This window comes from Algoriphagus kandeliae, from assembly GCF_004571135.1.
In the GTDB taxonomy this organism is placed as follows: Bacteria; Bacteroidota; Bacteroidia; order Cytophagales; family Cyclobacteriaceae; genus Algoriphagus; species Algoriphagus kandeliae.
Genome location: NZ_SPSB01000002.1, coordinates 779,378 through 799,260 on the forward strand (window position 1 = coordinate 779,378; position 19,883 = coordinate 799,260).

Consider the following 19,883-nt stretch of genomic DNA (forward strand, 5'->3'; position numbering starts at 1 on the left):
CAACATATTCAGGTTAGTTTTGTTGTGCATAGACAAAATAACCATGGATAAATTTTCCTTCATTGCGAATGCTCATGTTTCTTACATCGATGAGTTATACGCATCCTATAAATCTAATCCCGAATCTATCGATCAAAGTTGGAAAGAGTTTTTTGATGGATTTGATTTTGCCTTAACCCAATATGGTGAAAGCGAAGATGGACCATCTGCTGTAGCTGCGTCTGCTGCATCTCCATCGAAAAATGGTTCTTTGGCGACTCCGGGTACCATTATGGACATGGAGCAATTACCTAAAGAAATAAAGGTAAGAGCTTTGATTCATGCTCATCGATCCAGAGCACACTTACGTTCAAAAACCAACCCTGTTCGAGAAAGAAGAGATCGTAAGGCTTTGATCGATCCCCAGGATTTTGGATTAGGTCCGGAGGATATGTCCACTGAATTCCAGGCCGGAAAGGAAATAGGAATCGGTCCAGCAAAATTGTCTGAAATTATCGCGGCTCTCAAAACTATTTATGAGGGTTCTATGGGATTTGAGTATCTCTATATTCGCGACCCAGAAATGTTGGATTGGTTTAAAACCAAGGTCGAAAAAGAAGCTTTGGCTTTTAATCCATCTACTGAAGAAAAGAAACGAATACTTTTTAAGTTAAATCAGGCAGTAGTATTCGAAAACTTTTTGCATACCAAATACTTGGGGCAGAAACGATTCTCACTGGAAGGGGGAGAAAGTACTATCCCATTTTTGGATGCTGTAATTAATGCGGCAGCCAATTTGGGAGCTGAAGAAGTGATGATAGGGATGGCTCACCGTGGTCGCTTGAATGTTCTTGCCAATATCATGGGTAAAACCTATGAACAAATTTTCTCTGAATTTGAAGGAACTGCCAAGCCAGACCTGACCATGGGTGATGGTGATGTGAAATATCACATGGGATATTCCTCGGATATTGTTACTCCTGATAACAATAAGATCCACCTAAAATTAGCTCCTAATCCATCTCATTTGGAAGCAGTTAACCCGGTTGTAGAAGGTTTTATTCGAGCAAAAATCGATTCTGAACATCATGGTGATGCCAGGAAAGCTGTTCCGATTTTGATCCATGGTGATGCTGCTGTAGCAGGCCAAGGAATTGTTTATGAGGTAACTCAAATGTCTGGTTTGAAAGGATACAATACCGGTGGAACCATTCATTTTGTTATCAATAACCAAGTTGGATTTACTACGGATTTTGACGACGCCAGATCTTCAATTTATTGTACAGATGTCGCCAAAATTATTGATGCTCCGGTAATTCACGTAAATGGTGATGATGCTGAAGCGGTGGTTTATGCTGCGAAATTGGCGGCTGAATTCAGACAAAAATTTGGAAGGGATATTTTCGTAGACATGGTTTGCTATCGTCGTCATGGACATAATGAATCAGACGAGCCGAAATTTACCCAGCCTGAACTTTATAATATTATTTCGAAGCATCCGAACCCAAGAGAGGTTTACATCAAGAAATTGACTGAGCGAGGGGATATTGATGCTAAGATTGCGAAGCAGATGGATAAGGAGTTTAGAAAACTCCTTCAGGATCGCTTGAATATGGTGAAGGAAAAACCACTTCCTTACCACTTGACCAAATTTGAAAGAGAATGGGGAAATCTCCGTCATTCCAATCCGGAAGACTTTGAAAAATCTCCTGAAACTGGGATTTCTTCTGAAGCCATTGATACAGTTGCAAAGGCTTTGACTGCCATTCCAAAAGGCTTCAAAGCGATCAAACAGATCGAAGTTCAGATGAAGCAACGCAAAGAAATGTTCTTTGAATCGAAGAGCTTGAACTGGGCCGCTGCAGAACTTTTGGCTTATGGATCGCTTCTTTTGGAAGGAAAAACAGTTCGATTGACCGGACAGGATGTACAAAGGGGTACTTTCTCCCATAGACATGCTGTCATCCATGATGCGAATACAAATCAACCGTATAACTCGCTTCGTGAAATGCCAGAGCGAAAAGGTCAATTCTACATTTATAATTCCTTGCTTTCTGAATATGCCGTTTTGGGATTTGAATATGGATATGCCATGGCGAATCCAAATTCTCTGACTATTTGGGAAGCACAGTTTGGAGATTTCGCAAATGGAGCACAAACCATGATTGACCAGTTTATTTCTTCCGGTGAATCAAAATGGAGAAAGCAAAACGGTATCGTAATGCTCCTTCCTCATGGATATGAAGGACAAGGACCTGAGCACTCCAATGCAAGACCGGAGCGTTTCTTACAGCTTTCTGCTGAATATAACATGGTGGTCGCCAATATTACGACTCCATCTAACTTCTTCCATCTCTTGAGAAGACAATTGACTTGGGAATTTAGAAAGCCTTGTGTGGTGATGTCTCCAAAGTCACTTTTACGCCATCCAAAAGTGATGTCTCCAATCGAGGAGTTCACTTCAGGAAGCTTTAGAGAAATCATTACAGATTCTTCTGCGGATCCTAAAAAGGTGAAGCGAGTTATCCTTTGTACAGGAAAGATCTACTATGATCTTGAAGAGGTAAGGGAAAAGGAGAAGATCGATAATGTAGCAATTATCAGAATTGAACAAATCTATCCGCTTCCTAAAAAGCAAATCATGGAGGCATTGAAACCGTTCAAAAATGCAGAATTGGTATGGGTACAGGAAGAACCTGAAAATATGGGCTATTGGACCTATTTGCTGCGCTTACTTTATAAGGAGTTGAGCTTGGAATTGATCGCAAGAAAGGTTTCTGCCTCTCCTGCTACAGGCTACAACAAAGTCCATGTGGAAGAACAAAAGAATATTGTATCCCGAGCCCTTAAATTTTAAATCAATCCAGAATAATCATAGTGATGCTTTGACCGAAAGGTAAAAGCCAAAACCAAAATCTCATGAGCAAAGAAATCAAAGTTCCGGCCGTTGGAGAATCCATCACAGAAGTGACAGTTGGTCAATGGTTTAAAAAGGACGGTGACCAAGTCGAAATGGACGAAGTGCTGTGTGAATTAGAATCTGATAAAGCAACATTTGAACTTCCGGCAGAGGCTGCAGGTACACTCCGAATTAAAGCAGAGGAAGGTGATACCCTGGAAATCGGTGCGGTGATATGTGTCATCGAGGAGTCAACTAGCGGTGTTGCTACTGAAAAGCCAAGTGCTGCTGCTCCATCAAAAGCAGGTTCTGAATCTGCTGCTCCAAAAGCTACAGGAGAGGTGAAAGAAATGGTAGTTCCTACTGTTGGAGAATCCATTACTGAAGTGACCTTGGCTAATTGGTTAAAAGCTGATGGAGACTTTGTAGAATTGGATGATATTATTGCCGAGGTTGATTCTGATAAGGCAACATTTGAATTGCCTGCAGAAGCAACTGGTATTTTGAGACACGTTGCTCAAGAGGGTGAGACTCTTGAGATTGGAGGATTGATTTGTAAAATTGAGGTGATGGAAGGAAAGCCAGCCGCTACTAGCTCTGCAACTCCATCTACCACTCCAGCTGCTGTTTCAACTCCTTCTAAGGAATCTTACGCTACAGGTCATGCTTCACCTGCTGCTTCTAAGATTTTGGCTGAAAAAGGAATTAATCCAGAGGAAGTGAAGGGAAGTGGAAAAGACGGCCGCATCACTAAAGAAGATGCTCAAGCCGCTCAAAAACAAGTTTCTGCTGCAGCAAAGCAAGAGAATAAAGTAGAACCTGCAGCTCAACCAGCTATTCGAGTAGCTGGCTCACGAGATGAAAAGCGCGAGAAGATGTCTTCCCTTCGCCGAACAGTTTCACGACGCTTGGTTGCGGTGAAAAATGAAACGGCAATGTTGACTACTTTCAACGAAGTTAACATGAAGCCAATCATGGATCTTCGATCCAAATACAAGGAACTGTTTAAGGAAAAGCATGGTGTAGGGCTAGGCTTTATGTCATTCTTTACCAAGGCTGTTTGCGTAGCATTGCAAGAGTGGCCGGCAGTAAATGCGAAAATCGATGGAAACGAAATTGTTTACCACGATTACTGTGATATTTCAATCGCGGTATCTGCACCAAAAGGATTGGTGGTTCCGGTAATTCGCAATGCAGAAGGATTGAGTTTCGACCAAATCGAAAAAGAAGTGGTTAGACTTGCGACTAAAGCCCGCGATAATAAATTGTCTATCGAGGAAATGACTGGTGGTACCTTTACGATTACTAATGGTGGTGTATTTGGCTCCATGATGTCTACTCCGATTATCAATGCTCCACAGTCTGCCATCTTGGGAATGCATAACATTGTAGAGCGTCCTATGGCTGTAAATGGGGAAGTAAAGATTCTTCCGATGATGTATGTGGCTTTATCTTATGATCACCGTATCATTGATGGAAGAGAATCTGTGAGCTTCTTGGTACGAGTGAAGCAGCTTCTTGAAGAGCCAGAGCGTTTGCTTTTTGGAGTTTAATTCTAGTACAAAGAACCAAGTATTAAGTACGATGAATATAAGATAAAAGATGTTTTAGGTAAATTGTAGAGTATCATTTATCTAAACTCTCTTATTATGCATCGATTTAAAGAACTCAAGGTTTGGCAAAAGGCCATTGATTTAGCGGTTGAAGTCTATCAGGTTACAGAAAGTCTACCAGCAAAAGAGCAGTATGGACTGGTTTCACAAATTAATAGATGTGTAATTTCTATTGCGTCAAATATTGCAGAAGGGGCGGGTAGAAATTCTAATAAAGACTTCAATAATTTTCTGGGGATAGCTTTGGGCTCATCATTTGAGCTCGATACTCAAATAATTATTTCAAACAGATTGGGTTATATCAATGATAAGACGTTTGAAAAATTAGAATCTGAGCTTGAACATATCCAAAATATGATTGTAAAGCTCAAACAAAATTTGAATATATAACCTCAATGTGCTTAGTACATCGTACTTGGTACATTGTACAATCAAAATAAAATGTACGACTTAATTGTAATTGGCTCAGGACCCGGTGGATATGTAGCGGCTATCAGAGGCGCTCAATTGGGAATGAAAACGGCCATTATCGAGAAATATCCAACCCTTGGAGGTACTTGCCTAAATGTTGGTTGTATTCCTTCAAAGGCTCTTTTGGATTCTTCCGAGCATTACCACAATGCCCTGCATACATTTAAAACCCACGGCATCAATCTTTCCAACCTCAAGGTTGATTTGAAGCAAATGATTGCTCGAAAGGAAGATGTGGTTAAGCAAAATGTGGATGGGATTCAATACTTGATGAAGAAGAATAAAATCGATGTCCATCAAGGATTTGGTTCATTTGTCGATGCGAATACCATTAAAGTGACAAATGCAGATGGTAGTGAGAAGCAAATCCAAGGAAAGAATATCATCATTGCTACTGGTTCAAAACCTGCTTCTTTACCTTTTATCAAAATCGATAAGGAACGAATTATAACCTCTACTGAAGCATTGAAGCTGAAAGAGATTCCTAAACATTTGATCGTGATCGGTGGTGGTGTGATTGGAATGGAATTAGGTTCCGTTTATGGCAGAATGGGAGCGAAGGTTTCAGTGGTGGAATATTTGGATTCCTTGATTCCTTCCATGGACAAAACTATGGGTAAGGAATTGCAAAAGTCACTTAAGAAACTTGGTTTTGATTTTTATCTCAAGCACAAAGTCACTGCTGTTGAAAATAAAGGCAAGGAGGTAGTTGTAACTGCTGAAAATAGCAAAGGGGAGAATGTCGAATTGAAAGGTGACTATGTTTTGGTTTCCATCGGTCGCAGACCTTATACAGATGGATTGAATGCCGAAGCAGCAGGAGTAAAAATCAATGAAAGAGGTCAGGTAGAAGTGAATGACCACTTGCAGACTTCTGTCCCACATATTTATGCGATTGGAGATGTGATTAAGGGGACTATGTTGGCGCATAAGGCTGAAGAGGAAGGCGTATTTGTAGCGGAAACTATAGCAGGTCAAAAGCCCCATATCAATTATCTTCTTATTCCTGGAGTTGTTTACACTTGGCCGGAAGTAGCTTCTGTAGGCTACACGGAAGAGCAATTGAAAGAAAGTGGTAGAAAATATAAAGTTGGTAAATTCCCATTCATGGCTTCCGGTCGTGCGAGAGCCTCAATGGATACTGATGGATTGGTGAAGGTTTTAGCTGATGCTGAAACTGATGAAATCCTAGGCGTTCATATGATTGGTCCAAGAACAGCCGATATGATTGCCGAGGCTGTTGTTGCTATGGAATACCGGGCTTCAGCTGAGGATATCGCTCGCATGTCTCACGCACATCCAACTTACACGGAAGCATTTAAAGAAGCTTGTTTGGCTGCGACCGAAAATCGAGCTTTGCATATTTAATTCACCGATTTGAAAAGAATGAAAGCCATTTCCTTCAAAGGATTTGGCTTTTTTATTTTCTATCAAAAATGATTTAATTCATTCATGACTTATAAAATAGCTTTTTTGGGCGCAGGGAATGTCGCTTGGCATTTAGCTCCTGCTTTGGAGAATGCCGGACACCAAATCACAGAGGTCTATTCGCGGAATTTAGATCATGCAAAAAGGGTGACCGGGCGGCTTTATACCGCTACTCCCAAGGATGATTTAGATTTCTCCGAAAGTCAAGCTCAGATTTTTATACTAGCTGTAAAAGATGATGCGATTCCAGAGGTTGCTGATGCGGTAATATTACCTGATGAGAGTATTTTGGTACATACATCCGGATCTCTTCCTTTGGATATTTTGAATTATAGCTCAGCTACTTATACAGGCATTTTTTATCCTTTGCAATCTTTCACTGCTGGGCAAAAAATGGATATTTCGGAGGTTTCCTTTTTGTTGGAATCAGATGATCAGGAAATCTTGAAAATTCTGAAAAAATTAGCCAAGAGCCTCTCCCATCATATTTATACTGTTCGATCCAAAGACAGAAAGGCGGTGCATATCGCAGCTGTTTTTGCTAGCAATTTTACTAATCATATGATTCGAATTGCTGAGGAATTGATGCAAAGGCAAGGCTTGGACTTCGAAATGTTAAAACCCCTGATCGTGGAAACAATTTCAAAAAGTTTGCAGATTGGAGCGAAAAAAGCTCAAACAGGTCCCGCAATCCGAGAAGATTACGAGACCTTGGAAGAGCATCACCGATTTTTAAATTATAATGAACAGCTTGCCGAGATTTACAGGCTGATTTCTCAGGATATTATCGATTCTTAGCCATTCCAAGAACCGAATTTCCCGTTTTGATAGTCTTGGTAGGCCTCATAAATCTGCTGCTCGGTATTCATGACAAATGGTCCCTGAGCCACTACAGGTTCATTGAATGGTAGAGCGTGACCTAGAATCACAACTGAATCCTCCTCTGCCTGTACTTTCAGCGTTGAACCTTCATTTGAAAATTCAACCAAATTTCTGAAAGGAACGCTTTGTCCATTCACGTTTACTTTCCCTCGGACAATGTAAAAGAAGATATTCTCAGCCGCAGGGATTTCCTTTTCGAATTCTCCTCCTTGATCGAGATAAATAGTACTCAAGCTAACCGGGAAATTCCCCTCAAAGGCGCCAGAAACACCACTCCATTCTCCAAATAGCTGCTGGATTTTTACCTTTCCTTCATCTAGTTCTAATGTTGGAATTTCTTCTTTTTGTAATCCTACATACTGAGGAGATACCATTTTCTTCGCTGCTGGCAGATTCAACCAAAGCTGCAAAATTTCCAGGTCTCCACCTTTCTTTTTGAATTCCGAACTGGAAACTTCTGCATGAATAAGACCTTTGCCAGCAGTCATATATTGAACTCCTCCTGCCTCGATCACAGATTCATGACCTGATGAGTCTTTATGCATAATGTCTCCCTCCAAAATAAAAGTGACGGTTTCCATTCCCCGATGAGGATGGGGGCCAAAAGGCAATCCTCGGTTATTAGCTGGATAGGTTTGGAACCCATGATGATTCAAAAAAAGAAAAGGATCTATCATATCTAAGCTCCGGGTAGGCATCGGGCTGTAGGTGATTAAATCAGCTATTGGGCGGTATTCTGAACCATGTATTTTTTTAATAGATCGAAGAGTCATATGCATTTGGTCTTGATTCGTGTATAGACATGTAATCCTGAATTATCCTAGAAAGTTCAGTTTTTTCTGTAGGAATTTCAGTGAAATTTTTGGTCTAATGCCAAAATGGTATTCAAAAGGACATTGGCGCCATTTGCAATGTCTTCTTTGGTAGAAAACTCCTGAGGAGAATGGCTAATCCCATCTTTACTTGGAATAAAAATCATTCCCATCGGGGCGATTCGAGCCATTTCTTGAGCATCATGTCCTGCCCCACTTGGAAGGCTAAGAGTTGATAAACCCAAAGACTCAGCGGCAGATTGAATGACTTTTCGAATCTCCGGATCTGCCAAAGCCGGTGTGGATGCTACATCAATGTGACGGATATCTAGCTCCACATTGTATTCTTCAGCGAATTGGAAGGCTTGCTTCTCAAGGTTCCGATAAATGTCCCAAATCTTTTCAGAGGATAAATCACGCATTTCCAGATTTAATTTTACTTCTGCTGGTATTACATTTCCTGCTCCGGGGAAGGCTTCAATTTTTCCAACTGTTCCCACTTGACGGCCTTCTATAGATCGGACAGTTTCATTCACAGCAAGAATGAATTTGGCAGCAGGAAGCATGGGGTCTTGTCGTAGATTCATGGGTGTAGTTCCTGCATGGTTGGCAAATCCTTTAAAAGTAAATTCCCACCATTCGATGGCAACAATTCCTTCCACTACGCCAATATCCAGCTTTTCATTGTAGAGATTGGCTCCTTGTTCGATATGGAGCTCCAAAAACGCCGCAAGATCACCGGGTTTTCTGGCTACCTCAGGAATTCGGTCTGGTTCTCCTCCTAGTTTTTTGATTCCTTCATATTGGGTGATTCCTGCATTGCTTACTACTTGAAGAGCTTCCTCGCTTAGGGAACCAACCAAAGCTCTGCTTCCAATTACCCCGCCTTCCTCATTGGTGAAAATGATCACTTCCAAAGGATGCTGGGTTGTGATGGAGTTTTCTTGTAGTGTTTTGATCACTTCAATCGCACTCAAAGATCCAACGGGTCCATCATAATCTCCTCCATTTGGCACTTCATCTATATGCGAACCGAAGGCAATTGGCTTGAGATTAGGATTTTGACCGGCTCTTTTTCCAATAATATTTCCTGCATAGTCAATGGAAACATCTAGCCCAGCTTCCCTCATCAATCCCATAACGTATTCACGTCCTTGAATATCAAATTCTGAGAAGGCTACCCGATCCGAACCTCCTTGTGAATTTTTGCCAAAAGTGGAAAGCTTCATTAAGCTTTCGTGTAGTCTGTCTGAATTGACTTTTAATTGTTGAGCAAAGGATGGAAATGATAGGAATAAGGAAAGAATAAATCCTAGGGTAAGTATTTTTTTCATGAGGGCAATGATTTGAAATAAAAAAGTCCTTCCCCAAAAGGAAGGACGATTGAATTATTTAAGCCAAGCTAGCTGGACTTCATCGGGAGCTTTCATCCTGTCAGCCAAGCGCATGTATCGGTCGGCAAGGTTGGATAAATAATCCTGGGCTTTTGCAGCCATGTCATTTAGTCCTGTCAATGCTTCGATTTTCCAATGGTCAACCAAGTGTTGGATAATTCTTGCATAATCCCAGCCGGTATAGATGCCCACCTTTTGGGTGATTGCAGAGAATTGCTCGAAAAGAGAAGGGTTACTTCCACCTTGGCCCATCAACACGGCTGGCATGACTATTTGCTTACGCATCATTTTTTCAAAAGCTAGAATAGCTCCACTAGGGTCGATTTCGAAAATCTTTGACATGAAAGTTTTATAGGCTTTTTCATGCCTTGCTTCGTCGCCTGCAATGGTTTTACAGATTTTCGAAAGCACATGATCTCCAGCTTTATCAGCCAATTTCCCCGTATTCACATGGGAAATCTTGGTGGCTCTTTCCTGAAAACTAGTATAAATCATAGCCTGATAAGGATCTGATTCTGATTTCGGATCAAAACCATTCGTGATCAATCGGTGGATAGTGCGTTCTACGGCGTTCATATCCACTCGACCCGTAAGGTAGAGGTATTTGTTCAGCAAATCCCCATGTCTATTTTCTTCTGCAGTCCAGGATTTTGACCAGCGTACCCAACCTGAAGGATTGAGCAATGATCTTTCATCATTGATGCCTTCCAAAAGGTTGAAATAAGTCTGGTAGGAAGGAAGTGCTTCCTCAGTGATCATATTTCCGATTAGGGAAGTCAAAACCGTGTCAGGGATTCCTTCGGCTCTTTTTTGAAGTAATTTTACTTCTTCGAAAACTTCTGGGTTTTGAAAATCTGGAAGAAAATCGGAAGGTTGCCAACAGTCATCGGGATCAACAAGAATGTTATCTACTGCTTCACCGACGATGTCATCCAACTGGGAAATTACTTCCATATTTTTCTCCAGTTCGTGATTGATTGGCTTTGATGTACTCATAAAATAGCTTTAATGCTGGTTTGAGAAATTATTATTCCTACAAGTTAAGCACTAATGGGCAGAAATAGTATTAAAAAAGCTAAATCACACTTTAGCTTCCACCAAAGGACGTTTTTGGGGATATAAAAAAAGCCTGCAATAATTGCAGGCTTTGAAGCTAAATTCTTTGACTGATTAATAGTCTAATTTATACGCAGCTACCTTGTTCTTAAAGAAGGTTGGAACGTAAACGATGTTTTCAGAAGGATTGAATCCGATATCAGCAGTATTGGATTCAGCTTCTTTTGTGTCTAGCATTTTGGTGGCGCCATCAGGTGAAACAAACCAGATTTCTCCAACCCATCTTGAAGCCACAAAATTGTCATTTCCCAAAATTACCAATCCGTCTCCACCAGTTACTTCAGCATTTACAATCGTAGTGCTTCCGTCTGCATTCCATTTCTTCAATCCACTTTCATCCAAACCATAGATGGTGCCATCATTTGCGACAGCGATTCCATTGATAGAATTATGCCCTTCAGAAATAGTGGAAATGCTTCCATTTTGGTAGCTATGGACTTTTCCGGTATTCATGTCGGTGAAATAAACCACTCCATCATGAGCAGCTACATCATTTAGGAATTGAGCTCCTTCCACCGCCCATTTGTTCGTGATTTCTCCTGATTCAAGGTTGATCTCCACCAATTCATCAATATCAGTCACATACAAATGACCATTGGAAATAGCCATTCCTTTAGGAGCATTTAAGCCAGTTACCCAGTCTTGCTCGATGATACTTCCATCAGTTCCAATGATAGAAATAGAACCCTTTCCGTCTTTTTCTAATGGATTTTGACCGATAATGTTGGAAGTGTAGATTTTTCCTGTGGATTCGTCAAATAATACTGACTCCACAGTTTCCAAGGTAGGTTCGGTTTCCCAAAGCATGGTGAGGGTAGGAGTTTTCACCTCTTCCACTACTACGGTTTCTTCTGTTTCAGTCGTTTTTTGAGGAGTACATTGGGCAAAAACTACTCCGGCAGCTAATCCCAAAAGGCTAAATTTTATTCCAGTTTTCATATTCATGAGGTTTAGATTTTTCTAACTTTCTCTCAAATTTCGTAATTATCTTTCACCAAATAAAATCCTGTTTCAGGTGTTTTGTTTAAGTTCTATCCAAATTTTTTAAAAGAGAAAAAAGGCAGTTACGGGAAATGTTCCGAATCTATATTTTATGTTTTTACCGCTTGTGGATTTCTAATCCTTGTATACTCCAAAGCTGTTATATTCAGGACTTTAATTATCCGCATTTATGAAAAAATTCTTAATTCCGAGCCTTTATCTAGGATTACTGATAGCCTGTAATTCCCCAGAAAAGACTATTGATTACACTCAAATGAGTGATGAGGACCGTCTAGCAGCTGCCAAAGAAATCGCTCATCAAACTATTATGGTTGATGGTCACGTTGACCTTCCCTACCGGATGAAGGTGGGAGGCTTTACCCTTCAACGAGAAATATTGGATGTGTCAGTCCGTACTCCTGATGGCAACTTTGATTTCCCGAGATCCAAAGAAGGAGGATTGGATGCACCTTTTATGTCCATTTATATTCCTGCCGGTAATCAACAAATTCCTGGTGCCTCAAAAGCGCTTGCTGATTCCTTGATTATGATGACCGAGCGCTTGGCCAATACTTTTCCAGATAAGTTTGCTATGGCCTACAGCCCGGCCGATATCGAGGCGAACTTTGCCAAAGGATTGATTTCACTTCCAATGGGTATGGAAAATGGAGCTGGTCTCGAGGATGATATCAAGAATGTGGAATACTTTCATCAAAGAGGTATCCGCTATATCACTTTGACGCATGGAAAAGCAAACCTGATCGGAGATAGTAGTTACGATTCCTTGAGGCCTCATGGAGGTTTAAGCGAGTATGGTGAGCAAGTGGTAAAGGAAATGAACCGGGTAGGAATAATGGTTGACTTGAGTCATGTCTCCGATGATACTTTTAAAGATGCTTTGGCTATCACCCAGGTACCGGTTATTGCTTCTCACTCTTCAGCTAGAAAATTCACCCCTGGTTTTGAGCGAAATATGAGTGATGAGCTGATCAAAGCAATGGCTGAAAATGGGGGAGTAATGATGATTAATTTCGGCGGAAGTTTTATCGATTCTACCTATGCTGCAGGTCAAGCAAAAGTTCGAGAGCACATTGTGAATTGGCTTGCAGAAAATAATTTGAGCCGTAGAGACTCTGCTGCTCAGGCTTATATCGCTGAATATGCAGCAGCAAATAATCCATTCCCAACCGTACAAAAAGTTGCCGATCATATTGATCATGTGGTTAGTCTGGTTGGAATTGATCACGTAGGCTTTGGATCTGATTTTGATGGAGTAGGGGATTCATTACCTACAGGCTTAAAGGATGTATCCATGTTCCCGAATTTGATCGCTGAGCTTTTAAAGAGGGGATATTCTCGGGAGGATATTGAGAAAATATGTTACAAAAACATTTTCCGAGTTTGGAAGGCAGTGGAGGATTTCGCATCCTCTCAGCAGTAAGCTTTGATTTAAAAAGCTCCTTTTCTTACGAATTAGGAGCTTTTTCGTTTTTCGTTTAGTGGATTTTAAAGAAAATTTTTCTGATTAGTTCGAATCTTGACTAACATTATTGCTCCAAGCATGGTTTTTCAAAAATTATTTCGAAATTCCGACTCTATTTAAATTATTCAATTCGATAAAAAAGATGAAAAGTTATTTACTCGTTTTTTCGTTCCTCTTCCTAGGTTTTACTGGATTTGCTCAAATTGCGCCAGTCACAGAAAACAGCATTTTCATGCAAGGTGTGAAAGGTTGCTATTCCGATTATTACATAGAATTTTATAATCGAGGAGCTCAAAAGCCAACTGATGGCGAATATGAAGTTGTAATCTCCATTATCAATTCAAATAATAACCAAAGCGAATGCTACATGGGAAAAGCCACGGTAGCAAATGGAAAATTTACTTCTCCGGTTTATATTCAGAAGACTGATGGAAGTTATATGCCAATAAACCGGATGATTAAAGCACTTGATCAGGATTGGCTTGAAAATCAGGATATGAATACCATTAATGAGGTTTCTGATGGAATGACAGCACTGTTTTATACACAGGAGAAATATTGGGTTCGATTGTTTTTCCCTTCATTGATTAATAGTAAATCAGTTAGCAATCAAAAAGCTCCTCCTGCAAAAGAGTTGTTGAAAGCAGGAAATTGATCAAAATCCTTTCATTGAAAAGACATTATTTTTCCCTTGAGCAGCAAACTCAAGGGTTTTTTTATGCCAAAAATTCCGAAAAAATAAGATCCATCGAAAAAAAATAGACAAAATGACTTGTTTTTAGACTTGGCGATTCTTTTGATGAATAGAATTAAAAAGTAACTAAACCACTAGCGATACATGGATTTCAAGCAATTTACTATCAAGTCTCAGGAGGCGATCCAAAAAGCCGTTGAGTTGGCGATGGGTGCTGGGCAACCTACCATCGAGCCGGCTCATTTGCTTAAGGGGATTTTTACTGAGGATGAAAATGTTACCGATTTTGTCTTCAAAAAACTCGGTGCAAATAAGCAGTTGATTACCCAAAAGCTTGATGAGCAATTGGGGAAACTTCCTAAAGTAAGTGGGGATAATCAGCAGCCTTATCTTTCAAGTGCTGCCAACCAAGCTTTGACCAAAGCGAAGGATTATCTTAAAACCTTTGGGGATGAATTTGTCGCCATTGAGCATTTGCTCTTGGGGATTTTGGCAGGCGCAGATGCCACTGCCCAACTCTTGAAAGATCAAGGTATAGCTGAAAAGCCCTTGATTGAAGCAATTAAAGAACTACGAAAAGGAACTAAAGTGACTGACCCTAACGCAGAAAGTAAGTATAGGGCTTTGGAAAAATATTCCAAAAACCTAAATGAGTTGGCCAAAAAGGGCAAAATCGACCCTGTCATTGGCCGAGATGAAGAGATCAGGCGCGTGTTGCAAATCTTGGCAAGACGTACAAAAAATAATCCTATCCTATTGGGTGAGCCTGGGGTAGGTAAAACAGCGATTGTAGAAGGATTGGCTCAGCGAATCGTTTCTGGGGATGTGCCCGAAAACCTAAAATCAAAAACCCTCATCTCTTTGGATATGGGTTTGTTGGTAGCTGGCGCCAAGTACAAAGGTGAATTTGAAGAGCGACTGAAAGCCGTCATTAAAGAGGTGACCGACTCGGAAGGGGAGATCATTCTTTTTATTGATGAGATTCACACCTTGATCGGAGCAGGCGGTGGAGGTGAAGGGGCCATGGATGCCGCCAACTTACTGAAGCCAGCTTTGGCAAGAGGGGAATTGCATGCTATCGGTGCGACTACTCTTAAAGAATACCAGAAATATATCGAAAAGGATAAAGCCCTCGAGCGAAGATTCCAAGCTGTTATTGTTGATGAACCGGATGTTGCGGATGCGATTTCCATCCTCCGAGGAATCAAGGATAAATATGAATTGCACCACGGGGTTCGGATTAAAGATGATGCAGTAATCGCGGCAGTGGAATTATCCCAACGTTATATCACCGATCGATTCTTGCCTGATAAAGCCATTGACTTGATGGATGAAGCAGCAGCCAAACTGAGAATGGAGATTGATTCTTTGCCTCAGGAATTGGATGAGTTGAATCGTCGAATCATGCAATTGGAAATTGAGCGAGAAGCGATCCGAAGAGAAAAGAACAAGGATAAAGAAGCTTCTTTGAGCAAAGAGATTGCAGAGCTTTCCGAAAAACGTCAGTCGGTAAAGGCTAAATGGGAAAGCGAAAAGGCTGTGATTATGGGCATTCAGCGCGAAAAAGAGAACATTGATAAGTTCAAGCTGGAAGCCGAGCAAGCTGAGCGTGCCGGTGATTTTGGAAAAGTAGCCGAAATCCGATACGGAAAGATTGTGGAATCTGAAAAGAAATTGGAATCCTTCCAAAAGCAACTGATAGAAATGCAATCTGGCTCACCTCTCCTTAAGGAAGAAGTGGATGCTGAGGACATCGCAGCCGTTGTTTCCAAATGGACTGGAATTCCGGTAAGTAAAATGATCCAATCCGAGCGAGAAAAATTACTCCACTTGGAGGATGAATTGGGTAGACGCGTGGCAGGACAGAAAGAAGCGATCGCCGCACTTTCCGATGCAGTTCGTCGAAGCCGAGCAGGATTGCAGGACCCAAGACGTCCGATTGGTAGCTTCATCTTCATGGGTACGACTGGTGTGGGTAAGACTGAGTTGGCGAAAGCCCTCGCTGAATACCTCTTCAATGATGAAAATGCCATGGTGCGAATTGACATGTCCGAATACCAAGAAAGACATGCCGTCAGCCGATTGGTAGGAGCGCCTCCGGGATATGTGGGATACGATGAAGGTGGACAATTGACCGAAGCAGTTCGAAGAAAGCCTTACTCTGTTATTCTCTTGGATGAGATCGAGAAAGCCCATCCGGATGTATTCAATATCCTATTGCAGGTTTTGGATGATGGCCGTTTGACTGATAATAAAGGGCGAATCGCCAACTTCAAGAATACGATCATCATTATGACCACCAATATCGGTTCGCACTTGATTCAGGAACGATTTGCCGAAATGGAGGACTGGAACAAGGAAGAGGTTTTGGAAAAGACCAAAGGAGAGGTTTTCGACCTTCTCAAGAAATCTGTTCGACCTGAATTCCTCAACCGGATTGATGAAGTGATCATGTTTGAGCCTCTCAACAAAGAGATAATCCGCAAAATCGTGGATATCCAATGGAGAGAAATTCAAAAGCGATTGTCTGAATCCAATATTGAGATCGAGGCTACTCCAGAGGTATTGGATTACTTGGCGGATGTTGGGTTTGATCCTCAGTTTGGAGCCAGACCGCTTAAGCGAACGATGCAACGATTGATATTGAATGAGCTTTCCAAGGAAATCTTGGCTAGATACATTAAGAGTGATTCAGCAGTAATGGTTGACTTGGATGCTGATAAGCAGGTGTATTTCAAAAATATTGAAACGCCGGTCGTTGTAGAGTAATTTTTGCTCTAACTCTTTTATGACCCTCGAGATAAATCCTTCTCGAGGGTTTTTTATTTTACAAGGTTTGCAAGGCTAAAATGGCTAATTGTATTTTTCCAATTTTTCTAAAAAGAAGTCCTTCCCCTTTCGTAACTTACCTTTCACCACCAAACCAATCTATCATGCGATTTAAATTCATTCCCATTTTGCTGGGACTGCTTGTGCTTTTTTCACCAGAAATAGCGTTTTCCCAGAAATCTAAAAAGAAAACTGAGCCTGCTCAAACGGCTACTTTTGATACTGCCCTTTACAATGCGATGGAATTTCGCCTTGTTGGACCATTTCGAGGTGGCCGAGCAACGGCAGTTGCTGGGGTTGTACAAGAACCTTTGACCTTTTACATGGGCTCCGTTGGTGGAGTCTGGAAAACCACAGACGCCGGTGAAAGCTGGTTTAATGTCTCTGATGGCTATTTTGGGACGGCTTCAGTTGGAGCGATTACCGTAGCCGAATCCGACCCAAATGTGGTTTATGTGGGAATGGGGGAAGCGCCTGTCCGAGGTGTGATGACATCCCATGGAGACGGGGTCTATAAATCTACTGACGGAGGAAAAACCTGGAAGAACATGGGGCTTTCAGAGATTCGCCAAATTTCAAAGATCGTTGTCCATCCTTCCAATCCTGACTTAGTGATCGTGGGAGGTCAAGGAAGTCCCTATGGAGCCACTGATGCCCGGGGAATTTATCGCTCTGAAGACGGAGGAGAAACTTGGGAGAAAGTTCATTATGTAGATGAAAACTCAGGGGTTTCAGACCTTAGTATGGATATGAAAAACCCCCGAATTGTTTACGCGGCCTATTGGGATCATCGAAGATTTCCATGGAAAGTACAAAGTGGAGGCCCGGGAAGTGGAATTTATAAGTCCACGGACATGGGAAAAACTTGGGAAAAGCTTTCTGAAGGTCTCCCAAAAGGAGTGATGGGTAAAATTGGCGTATCTGTATCCCGAGCAAATCCAAATACAGTTTGGGCAATTATTGAAGCGGAGGACGGTGGTTTATATCGATCTGATGACGCAGGAAAATCTTGGCGCTTGGTAAATGGAGATCGTTTACTTCGGGCAAGATCCTGGTATTACATGCATATTTTGGCTCACCCTACTGAGCCTGAAACGGTGTATATCATGAATGCTCCTCTGGTGGAATCGAAGGATGGAGGGAAAACATTCGTCAATCTTCGCACTAGACATGGAGATAATCATCAGCTTTGGATCAACCCATCTCATCCTCAATACATGGTTAATGCTAATGACGGTGGAGGAAATGTTTCTATTGATGGAGGAAAAACCTGGTCACGACAGGATAATCAGCCTACCGCTCAATTTTATCGGGTGAATGTAGACAAGCAGTTTCCTTATCGGATTTATGGAGGTCAACAGGATAATTCTTCTGTCTCCATTGCTTCACGAGCAAATGGTGGAGGAATTGGTTGGGATGAGTTTTATCCGGTTGGAGGTTGTGAATCAGCCTATTCAGCCTTTGATCCAGAAAATCCGATCTACGTATATTCCGGATGCTATCAAGGAATCATTACTGAGTGGAATTCCCAAACAGAATTGGAAAAAGACGTGATGGCTTATCCTTATCAGGGTTTGGCATCCAAGCCCGCTGAGGTTAAATATCGATTTAATTGGAATGCGCCTATCATCGCCTCTAAGCATGACCCATCTGTGATTTATCATGCTGGAAATGTGGTATTGAAGACCACTAATCGAGGCTTGAGTTGGGAGGAAGTTTCGCCTGATTTGACTAAGAATGATCCAGAACATTTGGATAATGGTGGAGGTCCAATTACCAATGAAGGGGCAGGAGGGGAAGTCTACCACACCATTATGTATTTAGCCGAATCTCCTCATACTCCAGATGTCTTGTATGCTGGAGCTGATGATGGATTGCTTCATGTGACTCAGGATGGTGGTAAAAGCTGGACCAATATCACCATCCTAAATACACCGGATGGAATGGTCAATCAGATTGAAGTTTCACCGCATGACCCGGCAACGGTTTATGTGGCATTTACAAGCTATAAATTCAATGATTTCACGCCTCATATTTTCAAGTCTACGGACTATGGAGCTAGCTGGACTCGTCTTGTTAATGGAATCCCTGATGAAGCTTTTGTTCGGGTAGTTCGAGAAGATCCAAATCAAAAAGATTTGTTGTATGCAGGAACAGAAACTGGCCTTTATGTTTCTTTCAATGGAGGTCAAATGTGGGAGAAATTCCAGTTTAACTTACCTGTAGTTCCTATTAATGACTTGATGATTCAGGACAATGACATGATCATCGCCACTTCAGGAAGAGCGTTTTGGGTGATGGATGACCTTAACCCTTTGTACGAGCTGAAAGAGGCCGCTTCTTCAGATTTCCATGTTTATGAGCCTGAAACTGCTATTCGGGATTATGCGATGCGGGGGAATAACCCTCAGTTAGGGCAAAATCCATATCCCGGCTTTTCTATTCTATACTATTTGAAAGAGAATGCTGATTCAGTCCTTTTGGAAGCAGAGGTCCAAGATATGAATGGAAAAGTACTTCGAAAGTTCACTACGGATACCAAAGCCAAAACCGGAAAAATCAAGAAAAAAGCTGGGATGAATAGGCTTAATTGGGATTTGAGTTTGGATGCTTTTGAAGGTGTGGAAGGGGTGTTTTCCGGAATCGGTTCATCTGCTCAGCGAGTGATCCCCGGTAATTACAAACTTGTGATGCGCTATGGTGATCAGGAAATAACCCAAGATCTTACAGTCAAAGCTGACCCTCGATGGACTGCAACTGCCGCTCAATATCAGGAGCAAGAAACCCAGCTTCTGACTTTGCGGGAAGCCATTATTGATACCCGAAGTATGGCAGAGGATCTTCGAAGTATTCGAACTCAAATTAAGGATTTGCAAAGCCGCGTCGATTCAGAAAAGTATGAGGCTTGGCATACTCAGGCCAAAGAAGTACTTGCTTCTATTGATAGTGCAGAGTCTGAATTGATTCAAACAAAGCAGAAGACTTTCCAGGATGTGATCAATTTCCCGAATAAATTGGATGCAGATTTACTGCATATATACGGTGCCATCAACGAGGGAGAGCCTCCTGTTACGGAAGGGCAGAAGCAGCGAGCTAAGGACCTACTTGATGTTTATTCAAAGGTTAAGGTCCAAGTGAATCAAGCTTTGCAAGATACCAAAGCTTTGGAAAAAGCCATGATCGATCAGAAGATCCCGATTTTGGCTCCGAAAAAGGATTAAATTGGAAAGAGTATCACGGTAATAATCGTCATTGCGAACGAAGTGAAGCAATCTCATTTAAGTAAGAGAGATCGCCTGCCA

General features: G+C 41.5%; 13 protein-coding genes. 9 read left to right on the forward strand and 4 right to left on the reverse strand.

Going from position 1 to position 19,883, the window contains the following annotated elements; all coding sequences use genetic code 11:
- Positions 1 to 43 precede the first annotated feature (43 nt).
- The 5 genes from E4S40_RS07980 to E4S40_RS08000 all read left to right on the forward strand — a co-directional run bounded on the left by E4S40_RS07980 (position 44) and on the right by E4S40_RS08000 (position 7,188).
- The gene (locus E4S40_RS07980; RefSeq protein WP_135072813.1) at positions 44 to 2,836 is read left to right on the forward strand and encodes a 2-oxoglutarate dehydrogenase E1 component; all 2,793 of its coding nucleotides are present in this window, start codon (positions 44 to 46) and stop codon (positions 2,834 to 2,836) included.
- A gap of 62 nt (positions 2,837 to 2,898) precedes the next feature.
- Positions 2,899 to 4,431 (forward strand): 2-oxoglutarate dehydrogenase complex dihydrolipoyllysine-residue succinyltransferase, encoded by a 1,533-nt coding sequence (gene odhB, locus E4S40_RS07985; protein WP_135072814.1) that lies wholly within the window; start codon positions 2,899 to 2,901, stop codon positions 4,429 to 4,431.
- Between the two features lie 96 nt (positions 4,432 to 4,527).
- Positions 4,528 to 4,881, forward strand: a complete 354-nt coding sequence (locus tag E4S40_RS07990) for a four helix bundle protein (RefSeq protein ID WP_135072815.1) — start codon at positions 4,528 to 4,530, stop codon at positions 4,879 to 4,881.
- Between the two features lie 51 nt (positions 4,882 to 4,932).
- On the forward strand, positions 4,933 to 6,330 hold the full coding sequence (lpdA, locus tag E4S40_RS07995; RefSeq protein ID WP_135072816.1) for a dihydrolipoyl dehydrogenase: 1,398 nt from the start codon (positions 4,933 to 4,935) through the stop codon (positions 6,328 to 6,330).
- A gap of 84 nt (positions 6,331 to 6,414) precedes the next feature.
- Positions 6,415 to 7,188 carry a Rossmann-like and DUF2520 domain-containing protein gene (locus E4S40_RS08000; RefSeq protein WP_135072817.1) on the forward strand — a complete coding sequence of 258 codons (774 nt, stop codon included), beginning with the start codon at positions 6,415 to 6,417 and terminating at the stop codon, positions 7,186 to 7,188.
- Here E4S40_RS08000 and E4S40_RS08005 read toward each other — a convergent pair.
- The 4 genes from E4S40_RS08005 to E4S40_RS08020 all read right to left on the reverse strand — a co-directional run bounded on the left by E4S40_RS08005 (position 7,185) and on the right by E4S40_RS08020 (position 11,533).
- Complete coding sequence (locus E4S40_RS08005; protein WP_135072818.1) at positions 7,185 to 8,045, reverse strand: pirin family protein; 861 nt, start codon at positions 8,043 to 8,045, stop codon at positions 7,185 to 7,187. The genes E4S40_RS08000 and E4S40_RS08005 overlap by 4 nt on opposite strands.
- Positions 8,046 to 8,122: 77 nt before the next feature.
- Positions 8,123 to 9,418 carry a Zn-dependent hydrolase gene (locus tag E4S40_RS08010; RefSeq protein ID WP_135072819.1) on the reverse strand — a complete coding sequence of 432 codons (1,296 nt, stop codon included), beginning with the start codon at positions 9,416 to 9,418 and terminating at the stop codon, positions 8,123 to 8,125.
- 54 nt (positions 9,419 to 9,472) lie between these two features.
- Positions 9,473 to 10,474 carry an acyl-ACP desaturase gene (locus E4S40_RS08015; RefSeq protein WP_135072820.1) on the reverse strand — a complete coding sequence of 334 codons (1,002 nt, stop codon included), beginning with the start codon at positions 10,472 to 10,474 and terminating at the stop codon, positions 9,473 to 9,475.
- A 174-nt stretch (positions 10,475 to 10,648) separates the two neighbouring features.
- Entirely contained in the window at positions 10,649 to 11,533 is an 885-nt protein-coding gene (locus E4S40_RS08020) for an NHL repeat-containing protein (protein WP_135072821.1), read from the reverse strand.
- Between the two features lie 232 nt (positions 11,534 to 11,765).
- On the opposite strand from E4S40_RS08020, the gene E4S40_RS08025 reads away from it, so the two are divergent.
- The 4 genes from E4S40_RS08025 to E4S40_RS08040 all read left to right on the forward strand — a co-directional run bounded on the left by E4S40_RS08025 (position 11,766) and on the right by E4S40_RS08040 (position 19,802).
- Positions 11,766 to 13,016: a dipeptidase gene (locus E4S40_RS08025; protein ID WP_135072822.1), complete on the forward strand. Its 1,251-nt coding sequence runs from the start codon at positions 11,766 to 11,768 to the stop codon at positions 13,014 to 13,016.
- Between the two features lie 184 nt (positions 13,017 to 13,200).
- On the forward strand, positions 13,201 to 13,713 hold the full coding sequence (locus tag E4S40_RS08030) for a hypothetical protein (protein WP_237563148.1): 513 nt from the start codon (positions 13,201 to 13,203) through the stop codon (positions 13,711 to 13,713).
- Between the two features lie 183 nt (positions 13,714 to 13,896).
- Positions 13,897 to 16,521 (forward strand): ATP-dependent chaperone ClpB, encoded by a 2,625-nt coding sequence (gene clpB, locus E4S40_RS08035; protein WP_135072823.1) that lies wholly within the window; start codon positions 13,897 to 13,899, stop codon positions 16,519 to 16,521.
- Positions 16,522 to 16,685: 164 nt separating this feature from the next.
- Positions 16,686 to 19,802: a WD40/YVTN/BNR-like repeat-containing protein gene (locus tag E4S40_RS08040; RefSeq protein ID WP_135072824.1), complete on the forward strand. Its 3,117-nt coding sequence runs from the start codon at positions 16,686 to 16,688 to the stop codon at positions 19,800 to 19,802.
- Positions 19,803 to 19,883: the final 81 nt, after the last annotated feature.